A 19373-nucleotide genomic window follows, 5' to 3' on the forward strand; every position below is an offset into this window, starting at 1 on the left:
AATATATCTCCCTAACAATATAGAAATGTAGTCTTTTGACTTCCGCATACAAAAGGTTTAGCTAAAACTAAAGGAAAACGAGCAATCGGGGCAGAGGGATTTGAACCCCCGACATCCTGCTCCCAAAGCAGGTGCGCTACCAGACTGCGCTATACCCCGTTAAAATTTAAGAAAACAAGGGGCATCATACTAGCCACTTCTAGAAAAATCAATTTAGTACACTGCATAGTTATCACAATGATATTAAGCAATTTATAACCTAAAAATATAAATCTGAGATACTCAACGATAGCTAGAAAGCTAATTTGATGAATCTAATGTAAAATGATCACAAATTATGGCATTATTCACAGTTTATAAAATTTCCATATTAGGTTCGGTAATTCATGAGTAATTTAAAAACCATTATTAAAAACGCCTATCTAGATAGAGAAAAATATCATCCTAACTCTATACCAGATGACATTCAACAAGCTATCTATCGTGTTATCGAAGATCTTGATAAAGGCAAGATTCGAGTTGTTGAAAAACAAAGTAGACGGTGGGTTACAAACGAATGGATAAAAATGGCTATTCTATTATTTTTTAAAATCGAACACTGTAAGGTCTTTCGTGCTGGTTATACCTCATTTTATGATAAGATGCCTTTGAAATATACTGATGATACTTCTCATCAAGCTAATATCCGAATTGTTCCACATGCGCTCATTCGTAAAGGTGCTTATTTGGCACCAAATATTGTTTTAATGCCTAGCTATATCAACATCGGAGCTTATATCAACTCAGGAACACTTATCGACACTTGGGCTACCGTAGGTTCTTGTGCCTATATTGGGAAAAATGTTCATCTTTCTGGTGGATCTGGCATTGGTGGTGTACTCGAACCTATTCAAGCTCAGCCTACCATCATCGAAGATGATTGCTTTATTGGAGCACGATCAGAAATTGTCGAGGGAGTCATTATTGAACAAGGTTCTGTAATTTCAATGGGTGTGTTTATCGGGCAAAGCACACCTATATATGATCGTCAAACGCAAGAAATTACTTACGGGCGAGTACCCGCTGGCTCAGTTGTTATCCCAGGAAGTCTACCTTCTCGAGATGGAAATTATAATCGTTATAGTGCAATTATAATTAAACAGGTAGATGAAAAAACTAGAAGTAAAACTTTACTCAATAAATTATTACGTGAAGTATAAAAAATGACTGACACACTGCAATTGCTCAAACAATTAATTGAGCGCCCTTCTGTTACCCCTCACGATGCAGGCTGCCAAGCAATTTTAATGAATCGCTTAACTTCCGCAGGATTTCAATGTAAAAGTCTACCATTTAAAGAAGTTACTAACTTTTGGGCATGGCATGGTGATAAACAACCTTCTCTTATTTTTGCGGGCCACACCGACGTCGTTCCACCTGGAGATGAAAACCAATGGCAATCTCCACCCTTCATTCCTATCGAAAAAGACGGTTACCTTTATGGACGCGGCGCGACTGATATGAAAAGTGGATTAGCTGCAATGGTCGTTGCTGCTGAAAATTTTATTAAACAATATCCTACACACAAGGGTCGCATTGGCTTTATTGTCACTAGTGACGAAGAAGGTCTCGCCGAAAATGGTACAAAAAAAGTAGTTGGATATTTACAGAAAAAAAATATTAAGCTTAACTATTGCATCATCGGTGAAGCGAGCAGTAACCAGATTCTTGGCGATACTATTAAAATTGGTCGCCGCGGCTCCATGCACGGGGAAGTAACGATAATTGGCAAGCAAGGTCACATTGCTTATCCCCACCTAGCAGACAATCCTATCCACCATAGCTTTCAAGCATTCGACGCTCTAATAAAAACTGAATGGGATCAAGGTAATGATCATTTTAATCCGACTTCGTTTCAGTTTTACAGTATTGAGGCTGGTGTTGCTAATGTAATTCCTGCGACATTAACCGCTAAATTTAATTTTCGTTTTGCACCTATTCACTCACCCAAAATGCTGCAAGAAAAACTGGAAAAAATCCTCAATCATCACCAACTTAATTATAAAATACGTTGGAGTATTTCAAGTGCCTCGTTCTTTAGTGGAAACGGGAAATTAGCTGCCCTTAGCCGACAAGCCATTAAAGAAATTTGTTACCTCGATACAGAACTGAACACTTGTGGTGGTACTTCCGATGGTCGCTTTATCGCCTCAACAGGTTGTGAAGTTGTTGAATTAGGGCCACCCAACCAAACAGCTCATCATATTAATGAGCATATTCTTGTTATTGATTTAGAAAAACTGTCAGAAATTTACTTGCGAATACTTGAACTACTCTTAACATAATTAAGATTATATACTAGAATGGAGCCGAGTATGCAGCAGTGGAATAAAGATCCAAAAGTAAAAACCCTTGTCATTTCTGCAAAAGACGGAATGGACAGATAAAGGTCATCTAGATGGGTGTCTATATGAATCGATAATCTGTCTGTTGATCTATTGATTGCATCGAATAAGAGGATCATTATTAACTTTTGTGCTTTCGTGTGTTTGTGGAGAGGAGAGATGCTCGAGTGGTTGAAGAGGCACGACTGGAAATTGTGTGTACGTTAGCTCGTATCGAGGGTTCGAATCCCTCTCTCTCCGACAAATATAGGTAGACGGCGCGGCTACATGAGGTCCTCTCGCAGCAAATCACCGTGAATCCCGCTAGACCTGGAAAGGAGCAACGGTAACGGTGTAGATTTGGGTGCCGAGATGTGGCTTTTGTAGCTGCCCTTTCTTTTTGAGGTCAGGTATGGTTTATCAAGTCTTAGCGCGAAAATGGAGACCTAGACATTTTAAGGAAGTAGTTGGGCAGTGGCCTGTGGTTCAAGCGTTAAGAAATGCCTTGAACCAACAATATCTTCATCACGCCTACCTCTTTACCGGCACACGAGGTGTCGGAAAAACTACGATAAGTCGCATCCTAGCTAAATGCCTAAATTGCGAGAAAGGAGTCAGCGCGAATCCTTGTAACAAGTGTAACAATTGTCATGAAATTGACGTAAGCCGATTTCCTGATCTATTTGAAGTAGACGCGGCTTCTCGTACTAAAGTCGAGGATACTCGTGAACTACTCGAAAATATTCAATACACTCCGACAAAAGGTCGTTTCAAAGTTTATTTAATCGATGAGGCGCACATGCTTTCCAGTCATAGTTTTAATGCACTTTTAAAAACACTCGAGGAGCCACCTGTTCATGTTAAATTTATTCTAGCGACCACCGATCATCATAAATTACCTATTACCGTTTTATCTCGCTGTTTGCAATTTCATTTGACACAATTGTTCCCATCTCAAATTGCTGCTCATTGTTGTCATGTGTTACAGGAAGAGAAAATCGAATTCGAAACCAAGGCAATTGATTTATTAGCTCGTACTGCTAATGGCAGTATACGTGATGCACTAAGCTTACTAGATCAAGGAATTGCTTATGGTAATGGAAAAATTATAACCGAAGACATGAAAATTATGCTTCGGATGATTGAACCAACCTTATTATTTAATCTTCTTGATGCACTTGCTCTGAGGTCGGGAAATCATTTACTCAAGTGTATCAATGAATTCGCTCAGCAAGGGGTTGATTTTTCTAATGTACTGTCTGATTTATTATCGTTATTACACCAAATAACTGTCCTTCAGATTGTGCCGGATGTACCTATGGAAAATAACAATAATCAACTACAAGAATTAGCAAAAAAGCTTTCTTGCGAAGATGTGCAACTTTTTTATCAAATTGGTTTAATTGGACAACGAGATTTACCTTATTCACCATCGGCACAAACCGGATTCGAAATGACACTGTTGCGAATGCTTGCTTTCTATACAGATTCTAAGGAGACTTTGCAAACTTGTCCAATTGCCTCAACCACTCAAAAATCAGAAACACCGTGGCATCAATTGTTACCTCAACTGAATTTAACAGGTGCTGCCTTAGCATTAGCTCAACAATGTAGTTTTAAAGAAATGACTGAGACAGAGTTACATTTAACACTACATTCGAAACAAAAGCCGTTATTGCGACAAAAACAGATAGAACGAATAAGTGAAGCGCTTTCTAAGCTTTTCAATCGTTTCATAAGGATAAAAATTCATATCAATGATCATCAATGTGAAACACCAGCTATAATCTCTAGAAAGAAAACACAAGATCGTCTGTTAAAAGCTGAAAAAACTTTAATAAACGACGAACAAGTTCAACGAATCATACAAGCCTTTGACGCTAAACTCCTTACGGAAAGTATTGTTCCTCATGAAAAGTAACTACTCACCTTGATAATTAATGAAATTGAAACCTATGAGATGAATTTCACAATCAAAGTAGCAATGATAAAAGTGGCAAAAAGAAAAAATGTTAGCGTGATAATAGGAAAAGTAATGAAATAGTCAGGAGGTACTATTTTAGAGAACGCTGCCAACAGAAGTTAATAATTATTTACTAGCAGATGTCAAAATAGTATCATCAGAATCCAGTAACAGATGCAGAGCGTGTATTCTGGCGTGGCATATCTGAAATTAGCAGGAAATCTTCTGATAAAATTATTAAGGTTACCATGACGGAGGCCGCAATTTTTGAGACATCAAATTTGATGAACACGTATTACAAAATAAAGTCAAAGAGTTTAGGTAGTGTGTTTGAAGAGCATGAAAAAATTTAAGTAAATAAATAGTGTAAAATAAAGTTATTACAAAACATGTACATTCCTGATGATGTTTGTCAATTTGCTTTGTATTAATAATTAAAGAAAAGGTGGATCAGGTGTTTAGTCCACTAACTAAAGAATTAATTGATACTTTACAAAGCCTTCCAGGCGTTGGACGAAAATCCGCACAGCGTATGGCTTTTTACTTCCTTGCAAAATCTGGACAAGCTAAAGGATTGGCTCTATCACGCGCATTAGAAACCGCAATCCACAAAGTTGGGCAATGTGAATTGTGCCAAATTTATACTGAACAACTATTGTGTGATATTTGTCGCAATACTAAACGAGATGCAACACTATTGTGTGTAGTTGAAAGTCCTATTGATGTAGTAGCTGTTGAGCAAACACACGTTTATTCAGGACGATATTTTGTATTACAGGGGCATCTTTCACCATTGGATGGGGTCGGTCCTCATGAAATAGGCATTCCCACCTTACTGCACCGTTTGCAGGACGAAAATATTAAGGAGTTGATTATTGCTACCAATGTTACTATGGAAGGAAAAGCTACAGCGCACTATATTGCAAATCACATCAATCATACTAGAATAAAGTGTTCACGCATTGCTTATGGCGTACCCATTGGTGGTGAATTAGAATATCTTGATGGCGGTACATTGAGTCATGCCTTCCATTCTCGAGTCCCAATTGAAATGAACTAACAGATCGAGGCAATAATGACTGATAACTTTAATATTAGCAATTTTATGAAGAATGCAAAAAAAATTCAGGAGATCATGCAAAAAGCACAAGATGAACTAACCAAAGTTCGCATTACAGGTGAATCAGGTGCTGGATTAGTGAAAGTGACAATCACTGCAAAACATGATATTCTTGAGATGAATCTGGCCGATGAATTATTTCGAGAGCCTAAAGAGATCATAGAAGATCTGATAAAAGCGGCTTTTAACGATGCTAATCAAAAAGCTGTTGAGATAACTCAAGAAAAAATGATATCTGCTGGCAACTCTTTTGGCGATATAAATAAAGAAAGAGAAGAGGTAAATCATTAAACACTAAAAGAAACAAACTACGTCTCTTCAGCGCTCCGGGTAGATTCTACAAGGCTCCGGGTAGATTCTACAAGCAAATTGCTTTGCTTCAAAATTTTCCAGGGTGTTTTCGACTATTATGACTTTTCGACTATGGCCAAGCGTTTAAAACAGTCTTTATCAAAGTGGCCAACGGAATTGCAAAAAATACACCCCAAAATCCCCAAATACCACCAAACACTAATACGGATAAAATAATCACAATTGGGTGTAAATCCATTACACCTGAAAATAATAAGGGCACTAATAAATTGCCATCCAACATGATGATAATAGCATATACAATCATTAAGTAAGCAAAATGTGAAGACAAGAAGCCCCATTGCATTAAGCCTACAACAGCAATGGGAATCGTAACAACAATCGCACCGATATATGGAACAATAACAGATAAACCTAACAAAACACCCAATAAAAACGCATACTGTAATCCTAACGCCGTAAAAGTAATAACAGCAACCACACTCATAATGAGAACTTCAATTACCCGTCCTCGTATGTAAGCACCAATTTTTTGGTTCATTTCGTACCAGACAATTCGAATTAATCCACGACGTTCTGGCAAAAAACGACTCAACCAATGTTTAATAACATTGCCGTCTTTTAAAAAGAAAAAAACTAATAACGGTACTAAAACAAAATAAAGAATAATTTCGATAACACCGGGAATTGACGATAGTGAAAAAGATACAATAAAACGACCAATTCGGGCTGATTGATCTTGCAGATAAGTGGCTACATTACCTAATGGATTGGGAGGAACAAATTTAGGATAATGGCGCGCAAAATCCATCATCCAGGCTTGACCTTTAACAACAGCTCTTGGAAACTCGTAAATCATTCCAACTAACTGTTTCCACATCAATGGAAATAAACCAAATAACAAAAGCAAGAAGAGGCCTAGAAAAAAAAAGTATACCACTATGACAGCTAAGTAGTGTGGGAAGTACCATCGCCTGAGCCACCGAACAGGGGAAGTAAATAAATAAGCAATAACCACACTAATTACTACAGGTAACAAATACCGTGCAAAAAACTCAATAAGTAAAAAACCAAAAAGCAGAGTGAAAAACAAGGCTAACGCCTCAGGATCTGAAAAACGTTTTACAAACCAATTAGAAACGCTTTGCAGAATAGGGTTACTATTACACATTACTAACTACTGGGGCTCTATATAGATAGCTCTTTCATCAGCTGAACCATTTCCAGCGCCACATCGGCCATTTGAGCCCCTTTATTACCATGTTTACCACCCGCTCGAGCAAAAGCTTGTTCTTTATTTTGAGTAGTTAATATACCAAAAATAACGGGAATTTCGTATTCTAAGGAAACTTGTTGACAACCTAAACTCACTTGCTCACACACGTAATCATAATGATTAGTCTCGCCCCGAATAACAGCTCCTAGACAAATGATTACCTCATAATTTTCTGTTTTTGCTAGTCGCTTCGCTATCAACGGGATTTCCACAGCGCCAGGTACCCAGAACGTTTTAATTACTTGGCTAGAAATACCGCATTCTACCAACCGTGTAAGAGCACCGCTCAATAATTTCTTCACCACTAATTCGTTAAAACGACTTACTACGATGGCAAGTTTAATTGGCTGTTTCATTGATTACCTCCGCTAAATTTAACAGATGCCCAAGCTTTTCACGCTTTGTCTGTAAATAACTGATATTATCGCATGTCGGTGCAGTCTCCAATGCTACTCGTTCAACAACCTCAATCCCATACCGTCGCAAACTTTTCAGTTTATCGGGATTATTCGTTAATAACCGAATTTTCTGTATGCCCAACGTCTGTAACATTTGGGCCGCTAATCCATAATCTCGCATATCAGCCCCAAAGCCTAACTGATAATTAGCTTCTACCGTATCCCATCCTTCTTCTTGTAAAGCATAAGCTTTTATTTTATTAGCTAAACCAATACCTCGGCCTTCTTGGCGTAAATAAAGCAAAACGCCCCCTTGCGCTGCAATTTCATCGATAGCGGCGTGTAGCTGCCATCCGCAATCGCATCGTGCCGAACCAAATACATCACCTGTCAAACATTCCGAATGCATTCGTACTAAACAAGTTTGATCAGATCCAATTTTTTCGTTAATTAATGCAATATGTTCTAAATGATCAATACGACTGCGGAAGGCTTTAATTTTAAATTTACCACGATTTTTAACTGGTAACGTCGAAGCAGAAATTTCGTCGATTAATATTTCATGATTAATTCGATAAGTAATTAAGTCCTGAATACTAATTAATGGCATATCGTGCTTTTCTGAGAAACGATACAAATCAGGTAGTCTCGCCATACTACCATCTTCTTTTAAAATTTCACATAATACAGCTGCCGGTTTTAATCCTGCTAAACGACACAAATCAACACTACCTTCAGTATGCCCCTGACGAATTAATACGCCACCATCCCTCGCTTTCAGAGGAAAAATATGACCTGGCATCACAATATCATCCTGATTACTTTTCTCATCAATAGCAATTTGGATAGTTCGTGCTCGATCTTGTGCTGAAATTCCCGTTGTTACATCATAGGCAGCTTCAATAGATACACCGAAAGGTGTTTGGTATCGTGAGCGATTTCGTCTTACCATCATCGGAATATCTAATCGCTCAAAATCACATGCCAACATTGATAAACAAATCAATCCGCGTCCATGAAGTGTCATAAAATTGATATGTTTAGATGTAACATGTTCAGCTGAAACGATTAAATCGCCTTCATTTTCACGTGATTCATCATCAACTAGAACAACGATTTTGCCTTGTTGTAGCGCCTCAAGGGCAATTTTGATGCTATCAAACGATTTGCGCATGCTTTATTTTCTCCTGAGTGATTTTGATAATTATTTTCGCCACCATATCGAATTCAATATTTGCCCATTGACCAGATTTAAAATCGTTTAGATTCGTTCGTCCCAGGGTATGGGGAATTAACATGACGGAAAAACCACTTTTCATAACGTTATTAATGGTTAGACTCACACCGTTAACCACTATACTCCCTTTTTGAATCAAATAAATTTTCGACTTATTTGGAATACCTTCAAAATTCAGCTGCACAAATCCTGCTTGTTTTTTTTGTGTTTCCACCGTAGCGGTCTGATCAATGTGTCCTGAAACAAGATGCCCTCCTAATCGGTCTGTCAGAAGCAATGCACGTTCTAGATTCACCCGATCCCCTATTTGATAATGTCCTGCTTTTGTACAAGCGAGTGTTTCTGTGGATAAATCACAAGAGAAACAACCAAAGCTTACCTGTACCACCGTCATACAAACTCCATCCACTGCAATACTTTCACCTTCTTGTAAATCGCGGAAATGACTATCAACCCACAAAATCGTGCGATCGAACGATGCTTCGATTGAATGTATAACACCACAATGATCAACAATACCAGTAAACACAATCCCTCTTTAGGTAAGGAACCTTTACAATCAACAGCTGTTCTTAGCCAGTGCTTTTTACGAAAGACCAGGGAGGCGACGGTAAAGAAAGATGTTCAACTTTCTTCCATCCGGACTGTAACCGTTATTCTGAAGTTCGCTGACCTGACTATAATAGTTGGCATCGGACCTTTGTCTCCTCAGTCGAGAGGAAAAGTCCTATGGACTATATTTCAACAAGAACCCTATCACTCTCTAGGGCCTCCCTATGCCCCCACCGCTCTTAATTAAGACACCTTAGCAATTTTACTACATTTACTGTAACAAAGATAAATCATTTAAGCAACAATTGAAGCAAATACATTTATATCTACTTGCTAGATGAAATCCTAATTAGAACGAAAAACACAGAGACAAGTTTGTTATAGCCTAACATCTCCTGAAGTTCACAAAAAACTGAGCGCTACAAATTCTCGCTAAGAACTACTACGTGTAATAGTAAATCACAGATAGAATGCCTTGGAAAACATGCAAGACTAAGATAGTGGCTTATTGCTCGAACTGAAGGAAGTCTGGGATTATTCAAATTATTTCATTTCATGATATAGAATAGACGCAAGATAAATATAAGTGATTTAAAAAAAATAAAAAATCGTATTAATTTCATGAACATCTCAATTTATTTTCAGATTAATATATTGATTATTCAAATATTTCCGGTTTCGATGAAGAAATTAGAATTGAGGCAAAGATTATCGATTTCACTTTTAGATTTCACTTTTAAAAAAAGTAATCTGCCTTTGGATCAATGATAACGTTTTAAATTGATTTTAGAAATATCATGATATTGATGGGAGCAAATAGAAACAGAAACGTTACTGAAATTGAACTTCACAAATAGCATCCTTCCCGTATTGATGCCATTGGATAGAATGTTCCGAAAAAGAAAAAGGAATTTTAAATGCTGAAGTAGCATGAGTGCCAAGAATTTTAGGGGCAATGTAGATTAGAGCACGATTTAGAAGGTTTTTATTTAAAAAGGATTGAAAGCAATGCCCACCAGCTTCAATCCATAAATCATGCACACCATCATTACCAATAATACTGAGTATCTTATTTAAATTTAAACCGTTTTTTGACCTAGGTATCTCGATACATCGAATATTTTTATTGATTAACACTTCTTTTTGTTTCCAATCTACTCGTTTATTGTGAAAGATAATGATTCTTTCTGCTGATTTATGGAGCATGGCAGTAAGTGGCAATCGAAGATCCGAATCCAAGATATAAATCGTTTTTTTTATTTCCTTACTATTCAGTCTCACATTTAATTGAGGGTCATCTTTCAAGATAGTATTAATCGTGGTTAATGTCGCATCACTCCTCTTACGAGATTCAAAAGTATATTGTTTTAACTCGTCTCCTGTTAAAATCAGGGATTCTCCTTTAGGTCCTGCGATTTTTCCATCTAAACTTAACGCCAATTTTGCTGTCACCCAAGGGCGTTTATATTTTGTCCAATAATGATAACTTTCGTAAAATGCATTAATTTCCGGTAATTCGATAAAGAAACAACGGATACCTGCTTTTTCTAATTGTTGAGCTCCATTACCTGACACAACAGAATTTGGGTCTCGAAACCCATAATAAACTGATTTAATACCGGATTGAATAATCAAATTAGTACAGGGGGGCGTTTTTCCGTAATGACAACAGGGCTCTAAGGTTACATACAAATCACAACCTTTTGCACTTTCTCCAGCGGATCGGATAGCTTCTACTTCGGCATGAGGAAAACCACTTTTTTTATGAAAACCTGTTGCGATGATTGTACCTTCTTTTACCAACACCACACCAACCGCAGGATTAGGCGCACAAAACCCGCGCCGCGTTTTTGCTAAAGACAAGGCTTTTTTTAAATAAGTAACCAGAAAATTATTCATTGCCCTTAAAGTAATTGCAGATGATCGCTAAAGCCGTATTAACCCCATAGGAAAATCCATAGGAAAATAATTAGTTAACTGACATTTTAACTCTAAATACACTAATTAAAATATAAAATTTTAAAATAGCGTTTTCGATCACACCAATAGGCATTCATTATCTACAATTTGGATGAACGGAAATACGATTATGTATCTGGATCTGGACCCACGATTTTCAATCCAATGTTAGTCTCACTTTCAACTTTATCGCTTTTATAAATATTTGCCCAATGCAAAAATACTGTACTCATTGGCCAACATTATACTAAAACTAATCGCCTAATCAATCGTGTGATACATTCATGCCCATAGGATCACCTTCAACGTCAAATTATACCAGGCGTTGTTATGAGGCTCTAACCACGATCTAAAAAATAAATGATTGCTTCTTACCGAAAGCATTAATTAGATATTAAACCCTATAGCAGTTTCGTATATAGCTTTTTACTCCGTAAAAAGAAGTTAGTATATTTTCAAGTGCATCTAAATAGGGACACTTAGATGGGCAGTTCTTTTTTAATTTAAAAGTTTCATTGTTTTTCTTAAAAACAGTCCTTATATCTCTATACATCCTACTAAAAACCTTGTTAATATTGTGACAATTTTTCAGGTTCCTTGAATAAGGTTAAATATGTATAAAACATTCAATCACCATTATCACACCTATGCAGGATTGATGCGCTATGCTAGAATGCTTGGTTTTGGCGACATTCATACCAAAATTGATTTAACTGCAGGATTGCACGCTATTATTGCTATTCACAGTACGAAGCGTGGTCCTGCCATTGGCGGGTGTCGTTTCTACTCGTATTCTTCCACGAATCTAGCCTTAAAAGATGCCATTCGACTTTCTTATATGATGACTTTGAAAGCAGCTTTCACTGATTTGCCAAATGGTGGTGCAAAAGCAGTCATTTTAAATCATTCTACAATTAAAAATCGCGAGATGCTTTTTCGCTCTTTTGGGGATTTCGTGCACAGCATGAATGGTCGTTATATTACAGCTATGGATATTGGCACAACCACCCAAGATATGGACATTGTTGCAGAATGCACGCCACATGTTATTGGTGCAGCAGGAACTGATAAATCACAAAGCGATCCTTCATCATTTACTGCACGCGGTATTTTTCTTGGCATAAAAGCAGCTGTTAAATTTAAATTAAATCGCGACACAATAGAGGGATTACACGTGGTACTCCAAGGCGGTGGTAAAACTGCCTACAACTTAGCTCGTTTGTTATATCAAGCTGGTGTCACCATTTCTATGTGTGATACCAAACCAGAAGTCACTCAACAATTTGCAGATGAATTTCAGGCGCGTGTGATCGCACCAGAAATAATTTATGATGTTTCGTGTGATGTCTTTTCACCTTGTGCTGTTGGTGGAGTCATTAACTTAAATACACTTAATCGTCTTCGTACATCGATCATCGCAGGCTCTGCTAACAATCAATTAGCCCATCGAAAATACGGAATTATCGCTCATCAACGAGGATTGCTGTATGTGCCAGATTATGTAATTAATGCTGGAGGCTTAATTCAAGCAGCTTCCATTCACCGTTATCACGACATTAATATTGCCAATCAATTAATTCATAATATTTATGATCGTCTTCTAGAATTATTCGATCGCTCAATAAAAGAGAATATTCCCACCGCCGAATTAGCGGATTTAATGGCCAAAGAAAAACTGGCAGTAGCCTCCAACAAGTTGGAGGCTGTATGATATGACAGAGAAAAAAACAACAGTAGCTAGTTTTTCGATTTCTTATTTACAATTTCTCGACGCAAACGGCTGCCCTACTCAGCTCTTTCCTGAATTTGCGAATCCAGATAGTTTGCTGCATCTCTATCGCCAAATGGCTCTAATTCGTCGTTTTGATAACAAAGCTGTTAACTTGCAACGTACTGGTCAAATCGGCACTTTCCCTTCAGCGCGTGGACAAGAAGCTGTTGGTGTTGGAATGGGTAATGCTATGCAGGCAGAAGATATTTTTTGTCCTTACTATCGAGATCAAGGAGCTTGTCTTGAGCGCGGAATTAAATTATCGGAATTTTTAGCTTATTGGGGTGGAGATGAGCGAGGAAATTATTATTCAAATCCTCAAGTAAAAGAAGATCTTCCCAATTGTGTGCCCATTGCAGCCCAATTATTACATGGAGCGGGTGTAGCTTATGTAGTAAAATATCGTAAACAAAAACGGGCTGTATTAACCATCTGTGGTGATGGGGGAACTTCTAAAGGAGATTTTTATGAAGCTATCAATTTAGCTGGCTGTTGGCAATTACCTTTAGTATTTGTAATTAACAATAATCAGTGGGCTATTTCAGTAGCTCGCTCTCAACAGACTTCTTGTCAAACATTGGCGCAGAAAGCTATTGCTGGTGGATTTGAAGGTTTGCAAGTCGACGGCAATGACGTCATTGCGGTACGTTATGCTGTCTCAAAAGCTTTGGAAAAAGCTCGCTATGATGGCGGCCCCACGTTGATTGAAGCCGTTACATACCGTTTATGCGACCATACTACCGCCGATGATGCGACACGTTATACACCATTGGAAGAATCGAAAGCCGCTTGGAAAATGGAACCCATCGCTCGCCTCGGATGCTACCTAGAATCCCAACATTTATGGTCTAGAGAAAAAGAAACGGAACTACAAAAAGAACTAGCTCAAGAAGTCGAACAAATTGTTGAAGAATTTTTGAATATACCGCCGCCAAAATCAACAGACATATTTGATTATTTATATGCGGAACTTCCACAGTCGCTTAAAAAACAGCGTGAAGAACTTACTGAGAGTAAAATATGAGTAAAATTACCTTGATTGAAGCTGTTAATCAAGCACTCACTTATGAAATGATGCAAGATGATTCTGTTATCGTTCTAGGTGAAGATGTTGGTATTAACGGCGGTGTTTTTCGTGCAACGGTAGGTTTACTTGAAAAATTTGGAGCAGAACGAGTTTTAGAGACTCCTTTAGCGGAAAGCATGATTGCTGGTATTGCCGTAGGGATGGCAACTCAAGGATTAAAACCCGTGGCCGAATTTCAATTCGAGGGATTTATTTACTCCGGTTTAGACCATATTCTCAATCATGCTGCAAGAATGCGTAATCGGACACGAGGACGATTGCATTGTCCCATCGTGTATCGCGCTCCCTTTGGAGGTGGCATTCACGCACCAGAACACCATTCTGAAAGCATGGAAGCCCTGTTCGCTCATATCCCTGGTCTACGCGTCGTCATCCCCTCTTCGCCAGCCCGAGCTTATGGTCTATTATTAGCTTCAATTCGCAATCCAGACCCCGTTCTCTTTCTCGAACCAAAACGCATTTATCGCTTAGTCAAACAAGAAGTTTCAGATGACGGCAAAGCATTGTCGCTCGATCGCTGTTTTTTATTGCGTGAAGGAGATGATATCACTTTAATTACTTGGGGTGCTATGATCAAAGAAACTTGGGAAGCCGCAGAATCACTTGCTGCTCAAGGAATAGAAGCTGAAGTCATTGATATCGCCACGATCAAGCCGTTAGATATAGAGACAATTTTACAATCTGTGGAAAAGACTGGGCGCTGCGTCATTATCCATGAAGCACCTCTTAATTGCGGTGTTGGTGCAGAAATCGCTGCGAGTATTGCTGAACACGGATTATTATCATTGTTAGCCCCTATCAAACGTGTGGCTGGTTATGATACGGTGATGCCTTACTTCAAATTAGAAAAAAAGTACATGCCGAGCACTAATCGTATTATTAAGGCCGCACAATCAGTGTTGGAGTTCTCCTTATGAAAATATTTAAATTACCTGATTTGGGTGAAGGGTTGCCAGATGCTGTGATTCGTGAATGGTACATCAAAGTGGGTGATAAAGTAGATGTTGATCATCCGTTGGTAGCGATGGAAACAGCAAAAGCATTAGTTGATGTACCTTCTCCTTTCGCAGGAAAAATTGAAAAGTTATATGGTGAAGCTGGCGATACGATTGAAACGGGGAATCCGTTGATCGGGTTTGAAGGAGAAGCTGGAGAGTCTAAAACACTAAAAGATACGGGTACAATTGTGGGAACAATTGAAGCTGGTGAAACTACCTTACAGGAAGACGTAAATAGCATACCTGTACAACTTGCTAAAAAAAAAGTTATCAAAGCAACTCCTGCCGTTCGTATGCTGGCAAAACAATTGGGAGTTGACCTGTCTCATATCACGCCCAAAGGAAATATGATAACTGCTGAGGAAGTCAAGCAAATAATCCAGTCACTTAATACGACTTCTCATCAAAAATACGAGGGAAAATTAACCCCTTTATCGAACGTTCGAAGGGCAATGGTACAAAGCATGTCTCAATCCCATCGAGATGTGGTGCCAGTAAGTTTAATGGATGATGCAGATTTACATGGTTGGGTTGGGGAACATGATATCACTATTCGATTGATTCGCGCCATTGAAGCGGCTTGTAATGAAGTGCCGATCATGAATGCTTATTTTAATGGCGAAGCTATGGGATATCAATTAAAAAAGTCTATTAACATAGGTATAGCGGTGGATACACCAGATGGTTTGTATGTTCCGGTATTAAAAGATATTGTCCACCATAATGATGTCGAATTACGCCAACAAATTAATCGATTCAAAGAACAAGCTCAAAGTCGAACCTTTCTCCCAGAAGATCTTCGGGACGCAACTATCATGCTCTCTAATTTCGGCACTGTCGCTGGCCGTTACACCAACCCCATATTGCTTCCACCGATTGTAACTATCATTGGTGTTGGACGTGTACGAAATGAAGTTGTTTTGGAAAACGGCACCCCTACCACTCATCGAACATTACCACTTTCTGTAACGAGTGATCATCGTCTGATAACTGGTGGTGAAATTGCTCGCTTTTTAAAGGTGTTAATGTTTCACTTAAAATTAGCTCATGTCAAAGTCTAATTTTGCTCCTATATCTTCCTTATAAAAACAGGTAATATCCTAAAATATATCAATAAAGACCCACATATTTATCGTATTGATACGTTACTGGATACGGATAATTTTTTAAATGTTTTACTCATGCCTAAGTGAGATTAAAATTAACCATTGGTCCAATTAATTTTTCATCGGCGGAATTTCTCCCGTACCACACGCAAACATTGGAACACCAAAGGATTTCTTGATGAGCTCACTAAGAAAATGAGCTATCAAAACCTATTTAGATTCTAATTGCTCTCGAATGCCAATATATTAAATAACAAGCAATTGTGACTTTTAAAGAAATTATATCTTTACGTAAAAATTTTCCTCATTTTCTTAATTACATGATAGTATGGCAACTATCCGATAATTCTATGCAATCGCCTAGTACTGATAAGTTTAGTGATCGTGCCCATGCAAAAATTCTGTCTCATTATAGAAGAAACATTTGAGTTAAGCGCAACAGATTTAGAAAATGGCAAAGCGAAAACATACTCGAGAAATAATTAAATAAGACGGAAAATCTTGTCTCGCACACTCATCTCGTTGAGATAATTAACGAAATATCATTAGACAGGAATAAAAATATTCTCAGCTAAGAAATTGATACCGTACAGGAAGAAGCATTACAAGTGCAACACCGATTTCTAAAAAATCTCTTCATCATTTCTAGCCTCACTCTACTACTAATAAATAAACACAACAGTCACTTAAAAATTTTATTCTCTATCCACTAATTCTCTATCCACTATATGATACAATAACCATTGTCGGTCAATTAAAATTATCGCGCCATCCTATATTAACCACGACAATGGTAAGATGTAATTTCCTGATAAGATCACAGAAAGATTTTTCATAACCACAAAACCATATGTCTTACGTCACCTTTTAGGTTTTTGGGAGAGGTAAATTAAATTTTTCGGAAGTAAGCTAAATCAATTTCTACTGTTATTAACGATGTAATCCCCATTACAAAATACTTATTCTAGAATGACTGAAAACAGTATCATTATGGGTTGTGTTGTAATGCCCATACTAAATTAAGCAGTTATTATTACTAGAAAATAATTAAAATACATTTCTAACCATAAAGATATTCATTAAAAGATATTCATTAATGTAAAATAAACTAAAATAAACGCAAATCTTTGTTAGTCTATAACGAGACAACAATTAACATCCTCCGATACAAGATTCTGTTTTGTTAAGCGTATTGCGTCACCATATACTGATAACTTTCTAAACTTAGAATAAAAACCGCTTACAAAACCCTAGTGCAAAATACTAACTCAACAGGAGGTATAAGTATCAATGTAATTTCACTTACACTCCTAAATTTCTTACACTCCTAAATTTATAATGCGATGCCAATTATAGTTATAGTCATAAACTCTTAAAACCTCCAACTATTAAAATTATTCTTCACAAAAGACATACTAAAAGAGCACATTAGAGGAAAGGATCTGTATTCATCAATAAAGTGCATTAATCAACATATTAGTCTAGCACATAAAAACATTAAAAATACCAAACCCTATTAATGCATGCAAAATTAACAACCTTACAACCTATTTGTAATCCTTAAAAAGACCGAATAAAAATTAATAAACACACTCGTATGAAAATGAAATGAAATAAAATTAATACAGGAAGTGAAATGAACACGTACCGAAGTGAATATTCTTTATTGAACTTTCTGTTCCTTCTATCTCTTTCGAATTGTAAAACAGGAAATAATAACCAGGAGAAACTATTCCCACTTTTTATTCCTCCCGAAAATGATGTATCTACAGCTGAATTAGTAAAGATAATCGCACTCGCTTTATTACTGCAAATAATCTTGTTTATCTTGTTGCGACGCTGATAGCTCACCAGGATATCTATCCGTAATAACAGTAATAGATTAAGTTAAACAATTTAATAAATCTAAATATCGGCATTTGCATGTCTCGCTTCTTACTTTATACCTCTTACTTTATTATAGATCTAACATATATTCCACTTCATAAAATCACCCTAAACTAAATTACTAGCAACCTCAGCTCCAACATTAATGTCACATTCTTCTTCATATAAGCATCAAATGATTATTTATAACTTATATTTTAATTATTAATTCATATAGGATACACTAAAATGAATCGGACACACTAAAACTTTCCTTGATTTTTGGTTTAAGGTTAAAGCATACAATTCAGTAACTAAGGTTAAATATACCATCCAGTAATGCCCTTTATAATCTACTCGTTATAGTAGCTTATTAAAAAAAACCATCCATCTCAACTTCTAAACACTTATGCTTTTCCAAATTCAACACATGAGATACCATCGAAACAATTGAAATATGCTTTCATTACTCTTTAACTGCTGCATTTCACGTACCAAGACAGAACCACACTCATTTGGTTTTGATATCCACGTAAACGTACATGACACATCTTTATTTATATCCTAATCTTTTCCTTCTTTTCATTTAATTGATAAAGCGCAACATAAATTTCTCCACTTAAAATCGATAGTAAGTTTTTCACAACGCCTAAATTTCTAGTTACAATCCCTCATAAGCGTTGATATAAGCTGACATTGTTCGACTAAAACGTCAAAGCAGTATTAATTTATTTCATTAAGTATTCTTATTTCATTAGGTATTCGCCAGAATCTTCTACTAGAATTTTAGTAAAATTCTACTATTCCCCATTTTTAACAAGATCAATAAATATATGAATACTGCTTTCCTATCCTGTTTTGTGGACTTAACTGCATTTACTAACTAAATCAAGACATATGTGACAAAATATATAATTAAGTCCATGAATAAATAACTAGTTAGAATGAAATGTGATGCACATTAATGCTAATTCTTTTGTATGATTTACTTGATGACGAAAAATTTTTATCATAAAGCAATTAAAAGAATGCCTTGATTCCAATTTTTCCACTTCAAGACAAGTAAAACCCAAAATATCTTCAACCAAACTTAAAAGTAAATCAGCTGATGTGCTAACTCATTAATGCATGCCTCTGTATGTTCACGCATATTTAAAAATCTAGACACATCTACCAAGTGTTATTAATGGATGTGTGTATTATAACTATAAATTATAACTAAATACCGACAACAAATTCATATTTTACCTGATCTGACAATTTAACTTACAATTTTGCTTTGAGTAATTTTTATTCATCACATTTATGTTTGATTATTTTATAGAACTAAAATACCCTTGATTTTACTGCACTCATCAACTAGGT

The 19373-nt window shown here is 36.8% G+C and carries 14 protein-coding genes, 2 tRNA genes and 1 other RNA gene; 11 read left to right on the top strand and 6 right to left on the bottom strand.

Annotated features, from left to right (window positions below):
- Positions 1 to 85: 85 nt before the first annotated feature.
- Positions 86 to 159 (bottom strand) — tRNA-Pro (locus CEAn_RS03070).
- A 227-nt stretch (positions 160 to 386) separates the two neighbouring features.
- On the opposite strand from CEAn_RS03070, the gene dapD reads away from it, so the two are divergent.
- The 7 genes from dapD to CEAn_RS03105 all read left to right on the top strand — a co-directional run bounded on the left by dapD (position 387) and on the right by CEAn_RS03105 (position 5737).
- A complete protein-coding gene (gene dapD / locus CEAn_RS03075) occupies positions 387 to 1199 on the top strand; it encodes a 2,3,4,5-tetrahydropyridine-2,6-dicarboxylate N-succinyltransferase (protein WP_211923737.1) in 813 nt (270 codons plus the stop codon).
- A gap of 3 nt (positions 1200 to 1202) precedes the next feature.
- Positions 1203 to 2324, top strand: coding sequence for a succinyl-diaminopimelate desuccinylase (gene dapE, locus CEAn_RS03080; RefSeq protein WP_211923738.1), 1122 nt, complete (start codon positions 1203 to 1205; stop codon positions 2322 to 2324).
- A gap of 213 nt (positions 2325 to 2537) precedes the next feature.
- Positions 2538 to 2624: transfer RNA gene (locus tag CEAn_RS03085), tRNA-Ser, on the top strand.
- 27 nt (positions 2625 to 2651) lie between these two features.
- Positions 2652 to 2750, top strand: an RNA gene (ffs, locus tag CEAn_RS03090) — signal recognition particle sRNA small type.
- Positions 2751 to 2775: 25 nt separating this feature from the next.
- Positions 2776 to 4284 (top strand): DNA polymerase III subunit gamma/tau, encoded by a 1509-nt coding sequence (gene dnaX / locus CEAn_RS03095; protein WP_211923739.1) that lies wholly within the window; start codon positions 2776 to 2778, stop codon positions 4282 to 4284.
- A gap of 496 nt (positions 4285 to 4780) precedes the next feature.
- Positions 4781 to 5386: a recombination mediator RecR gene (gene recR / locus CEAn_RS03100; protein WP_211924182.1), complete on the top strand. Its 606-nt coding sequence runs from the start codon at positions 4781 to 4783 to the stop codon at positions 5384 to 5386.
- Positions 5387 to 5398: 12 nt separating this feature from the next.
- Positions 5399 to 5737 (top strand): YbaB/EbfC family nucleoid-associated protein, encoded by a 339-nt coding sequence (locus CEAn_RS03105; protein WP_211924183.1) that lies wholly within the window; start codon positions 5399 to 5401, stop codon positions 5735 to 5737.
- 130 nt (positions 5738 to 5867) lie between these two features.
- Here CEAn_RS03105 and CEAn_RS03110 read toward each other — a convergent pair whose 3' ends face one another.
- From CEAn_RS03110 to ribD, 5 genes are all read right to left on the bottom strand, one after another.
- Positions 5868 to 6929: an AI-2E family transporter gene (locus CEAn_RS03110; RefSeq protein WP_211923740.1), complete on the bottom strand. Its 1062-nt coding sequence runs from the start codon at positions 6927 to 6929 to the stop codon at positions 5868 to 5870.
- 17 nt (positions 6930 to 6946) lie between these two features.
- The gene (ribH, locus tag CEAn_RS03115; RefSeq protein WP_211923741.1) at positions 6947 to 7390 is read right to left on the bottom strand and encodes a 6,7-dimethyl-8-ribityllumazine synthase; all 444 of its coding nucleotides are present in this window, start codon (positions 7388 to 7390) and stop codon (positions 6947 to 6949) included.
- Complete coding sequence (gene ribB / locus CEAn_RS03120) at positions 7374 to 8606, bottom strand: 3,4-dihydroxy-2-butanone-4-phosphate synthase (RefSeq protein ID WP_211923742.1); 1233 nt, start codon at positions 8604 to 8606, stop codon at positions 7374 to 7376. Before ribB ends, ribH begins: the two co-directional genes overlap by 17 nt.
- Entirely contained in the window at positions 8590 to 9198 is a 609-nt protein-coding gene (locus CEAn_RS03125; RefSeq protein ID WP_211923743.1) for a riboflavin synthase, read from the bottom strand. The genes ribB and CEAn_RS03125 overlap by 17 nt, the downstream gene beginning before the upstream one ends.
- 854 nt (positions 9199 to 10052) lie before the next feature.
- Complete coding sequence (gene ribD, locus CEAn_RS03130; protein WP_211923744.1) at positions 10053 to 11120, bottom strand: bifunctional diaminohydroxyphosphoribosylaminopyrimidine deaminase/5-amino-6-(5-phosphoribosylamino)uracil reductase RibD; 1068 nt, start codon at positions 11118 to 11120, stop codon at positions 10053 to 10055.
- A 673-nt stretch (positions 11121 to 11793) separates the two neighbouring features.
- Here ribD and CEAn_RS03135 point away from each other — a divergent pair.
- The 4 genes from CEAn_RS03135 to CEAn_RS03150 are packed head-to-tail and all read left to right on the top strand — an operon-like array spanning position 11794 to position 16097.
- A complete protein-coding gene (locus CEAn_RS03135) occupies positions 11794 to 12891 on the top strand; it encodes a Leu/Phe/Val dehydrogenase (RefSeq protein ID WP_211923745.1) in 1098 nt (365 codons plus the stop codon).
- A gap of 1 nt (position 12892) precedes the next feature.
- Positions 12893 to 13975, top strand: coding sequence for a pyruvate dehydrogenase (acetyl-transferring) E1 component subunit alpha (gene pdhA, locus CEAn_RS03140; protein WP_211923746.1), 1083 nt, complete (start codon positions 12893 to 12895; stop codon positions 13973 to 13975).
- The gene (locus CEAn_RS03145; protein WP_211923747.1) at positions 13972 to 14955 is read left to right on the top strand and encodes an alpha-ketoacid dehydrogenase subunit beta; all 984 of its coding nucleotides are present in this window, start codon (positions 13972 to 13974) and stop codon (positions 14953 to 14955) included. Before pdhA ends, CEAn_RS03145 begins: the two co-directional genes overlap by 4 nt.
- On the top strand, positions 14952 to 16097 hold the full coding sequence (locus CEAn_RS03150) for a dihydrolipoamide acetyltransferase family protein (protein ID WP_211923748.1): 1146 nt from the start codon (positions 14952 to 14954) through the stop codon (positions 16095 to 16097). The genes CEAn_RS03145 and CEAn_RS03150 overlap by 4 nt, the downstream gene beginning before the upstream one ends.
- Positions 16098 to 19373: the final 3276 nt, after the last annotated feature.

Source organism: Coxiella endosymbiont of Amblyomma nuttalli, from assembly GCF_018107685.1.
Classification (GTDB): Bacteria; Pseudomonadota; Gammaproteobacteria; order Coxiellales; family Coxiellaceae; genus Coxiella.

What these genes read in the sequence shown, in the direction of transcription:
- dapD (WP_211923737.1), top strand. Translation starts at nt 387, where the DNA reads ATGAGTAATTTAAAAACCATTATTAAAAACGCCTATCTAGATAGAGAA.
- dapE (WP_211923738.1), top strand. Translation starts at nt 1,203, where the DNA reads ATGACTGACACACTGCAATTGCTCAAACAATTAATTGAGCGCCCTTCT.
- dnaX (WP_211923739.1), top strand. Translation starts at nt 2,776, where the DNA reads ATGGTTTATCAAGTCTTAGCGCGAAAATGGAGACCTAGACATTTTAAG.
- CEAn_RS03110 (WP_211923740.1), bottom strand. Translation starts at nt 6,929, where the DNA reads ATGTGTAATAGTAACCCTATTCTGCAAAGCGTTTCTAATTGGTTTGTA.
- ribH (WP_211923741.1), bottom strand. Translation starts at nt 7,390, where the DNA reads ATGAAACAGCCAATTAAACTTGCCATCGTAGTAAGTCGTTTTAACGAA.
- ribB (WP_211923742.1), bottom strand. Translation starts at nt 8,606, where the DNA reads ATGCGCAAATCGTTTGATAGCATCAAAATTGCCCTTGAGGCGCTACAA.
- ribD (WP_211923744.1), bottom strand. Translation starts at nt 11,120, where the DNA reads ATGAATAATTTTCTGGTTACTTATTTAAAAAAAGCCTTGTCTTTAGCA.
- CEAn_RS03135 (WP_211923745.1), top strand. Translation starts at nt 11,794, where the DNA reads ATGTATAAAACATTCAATCACCATTATCACACCTATGCAGGATTGATG.
- pdhA (WP_211923746.1), top strand. Translation starts at nt 12,893, where the DNA reads ATGACAGAGAAAAAAACAACAGTAGCTAGTTTTTCGATTTCTTATTTA.
- CEAn_RS03145 (WP_211923747.1), top strand. Translation starts at nt 13,972, where the DNA reads ATGAGTAAAATTACCTTGATTGAAGCTGTTAATCAAGCACTCACTTAT.
- CEAn_RS03150 (WP_211923748.1), top strand. Translation starts at nt 14,952, where the DNA reads ATGAAAATATTTAAATTACCTGATTTGGGTGAAGGGTTGCCAGATGCT.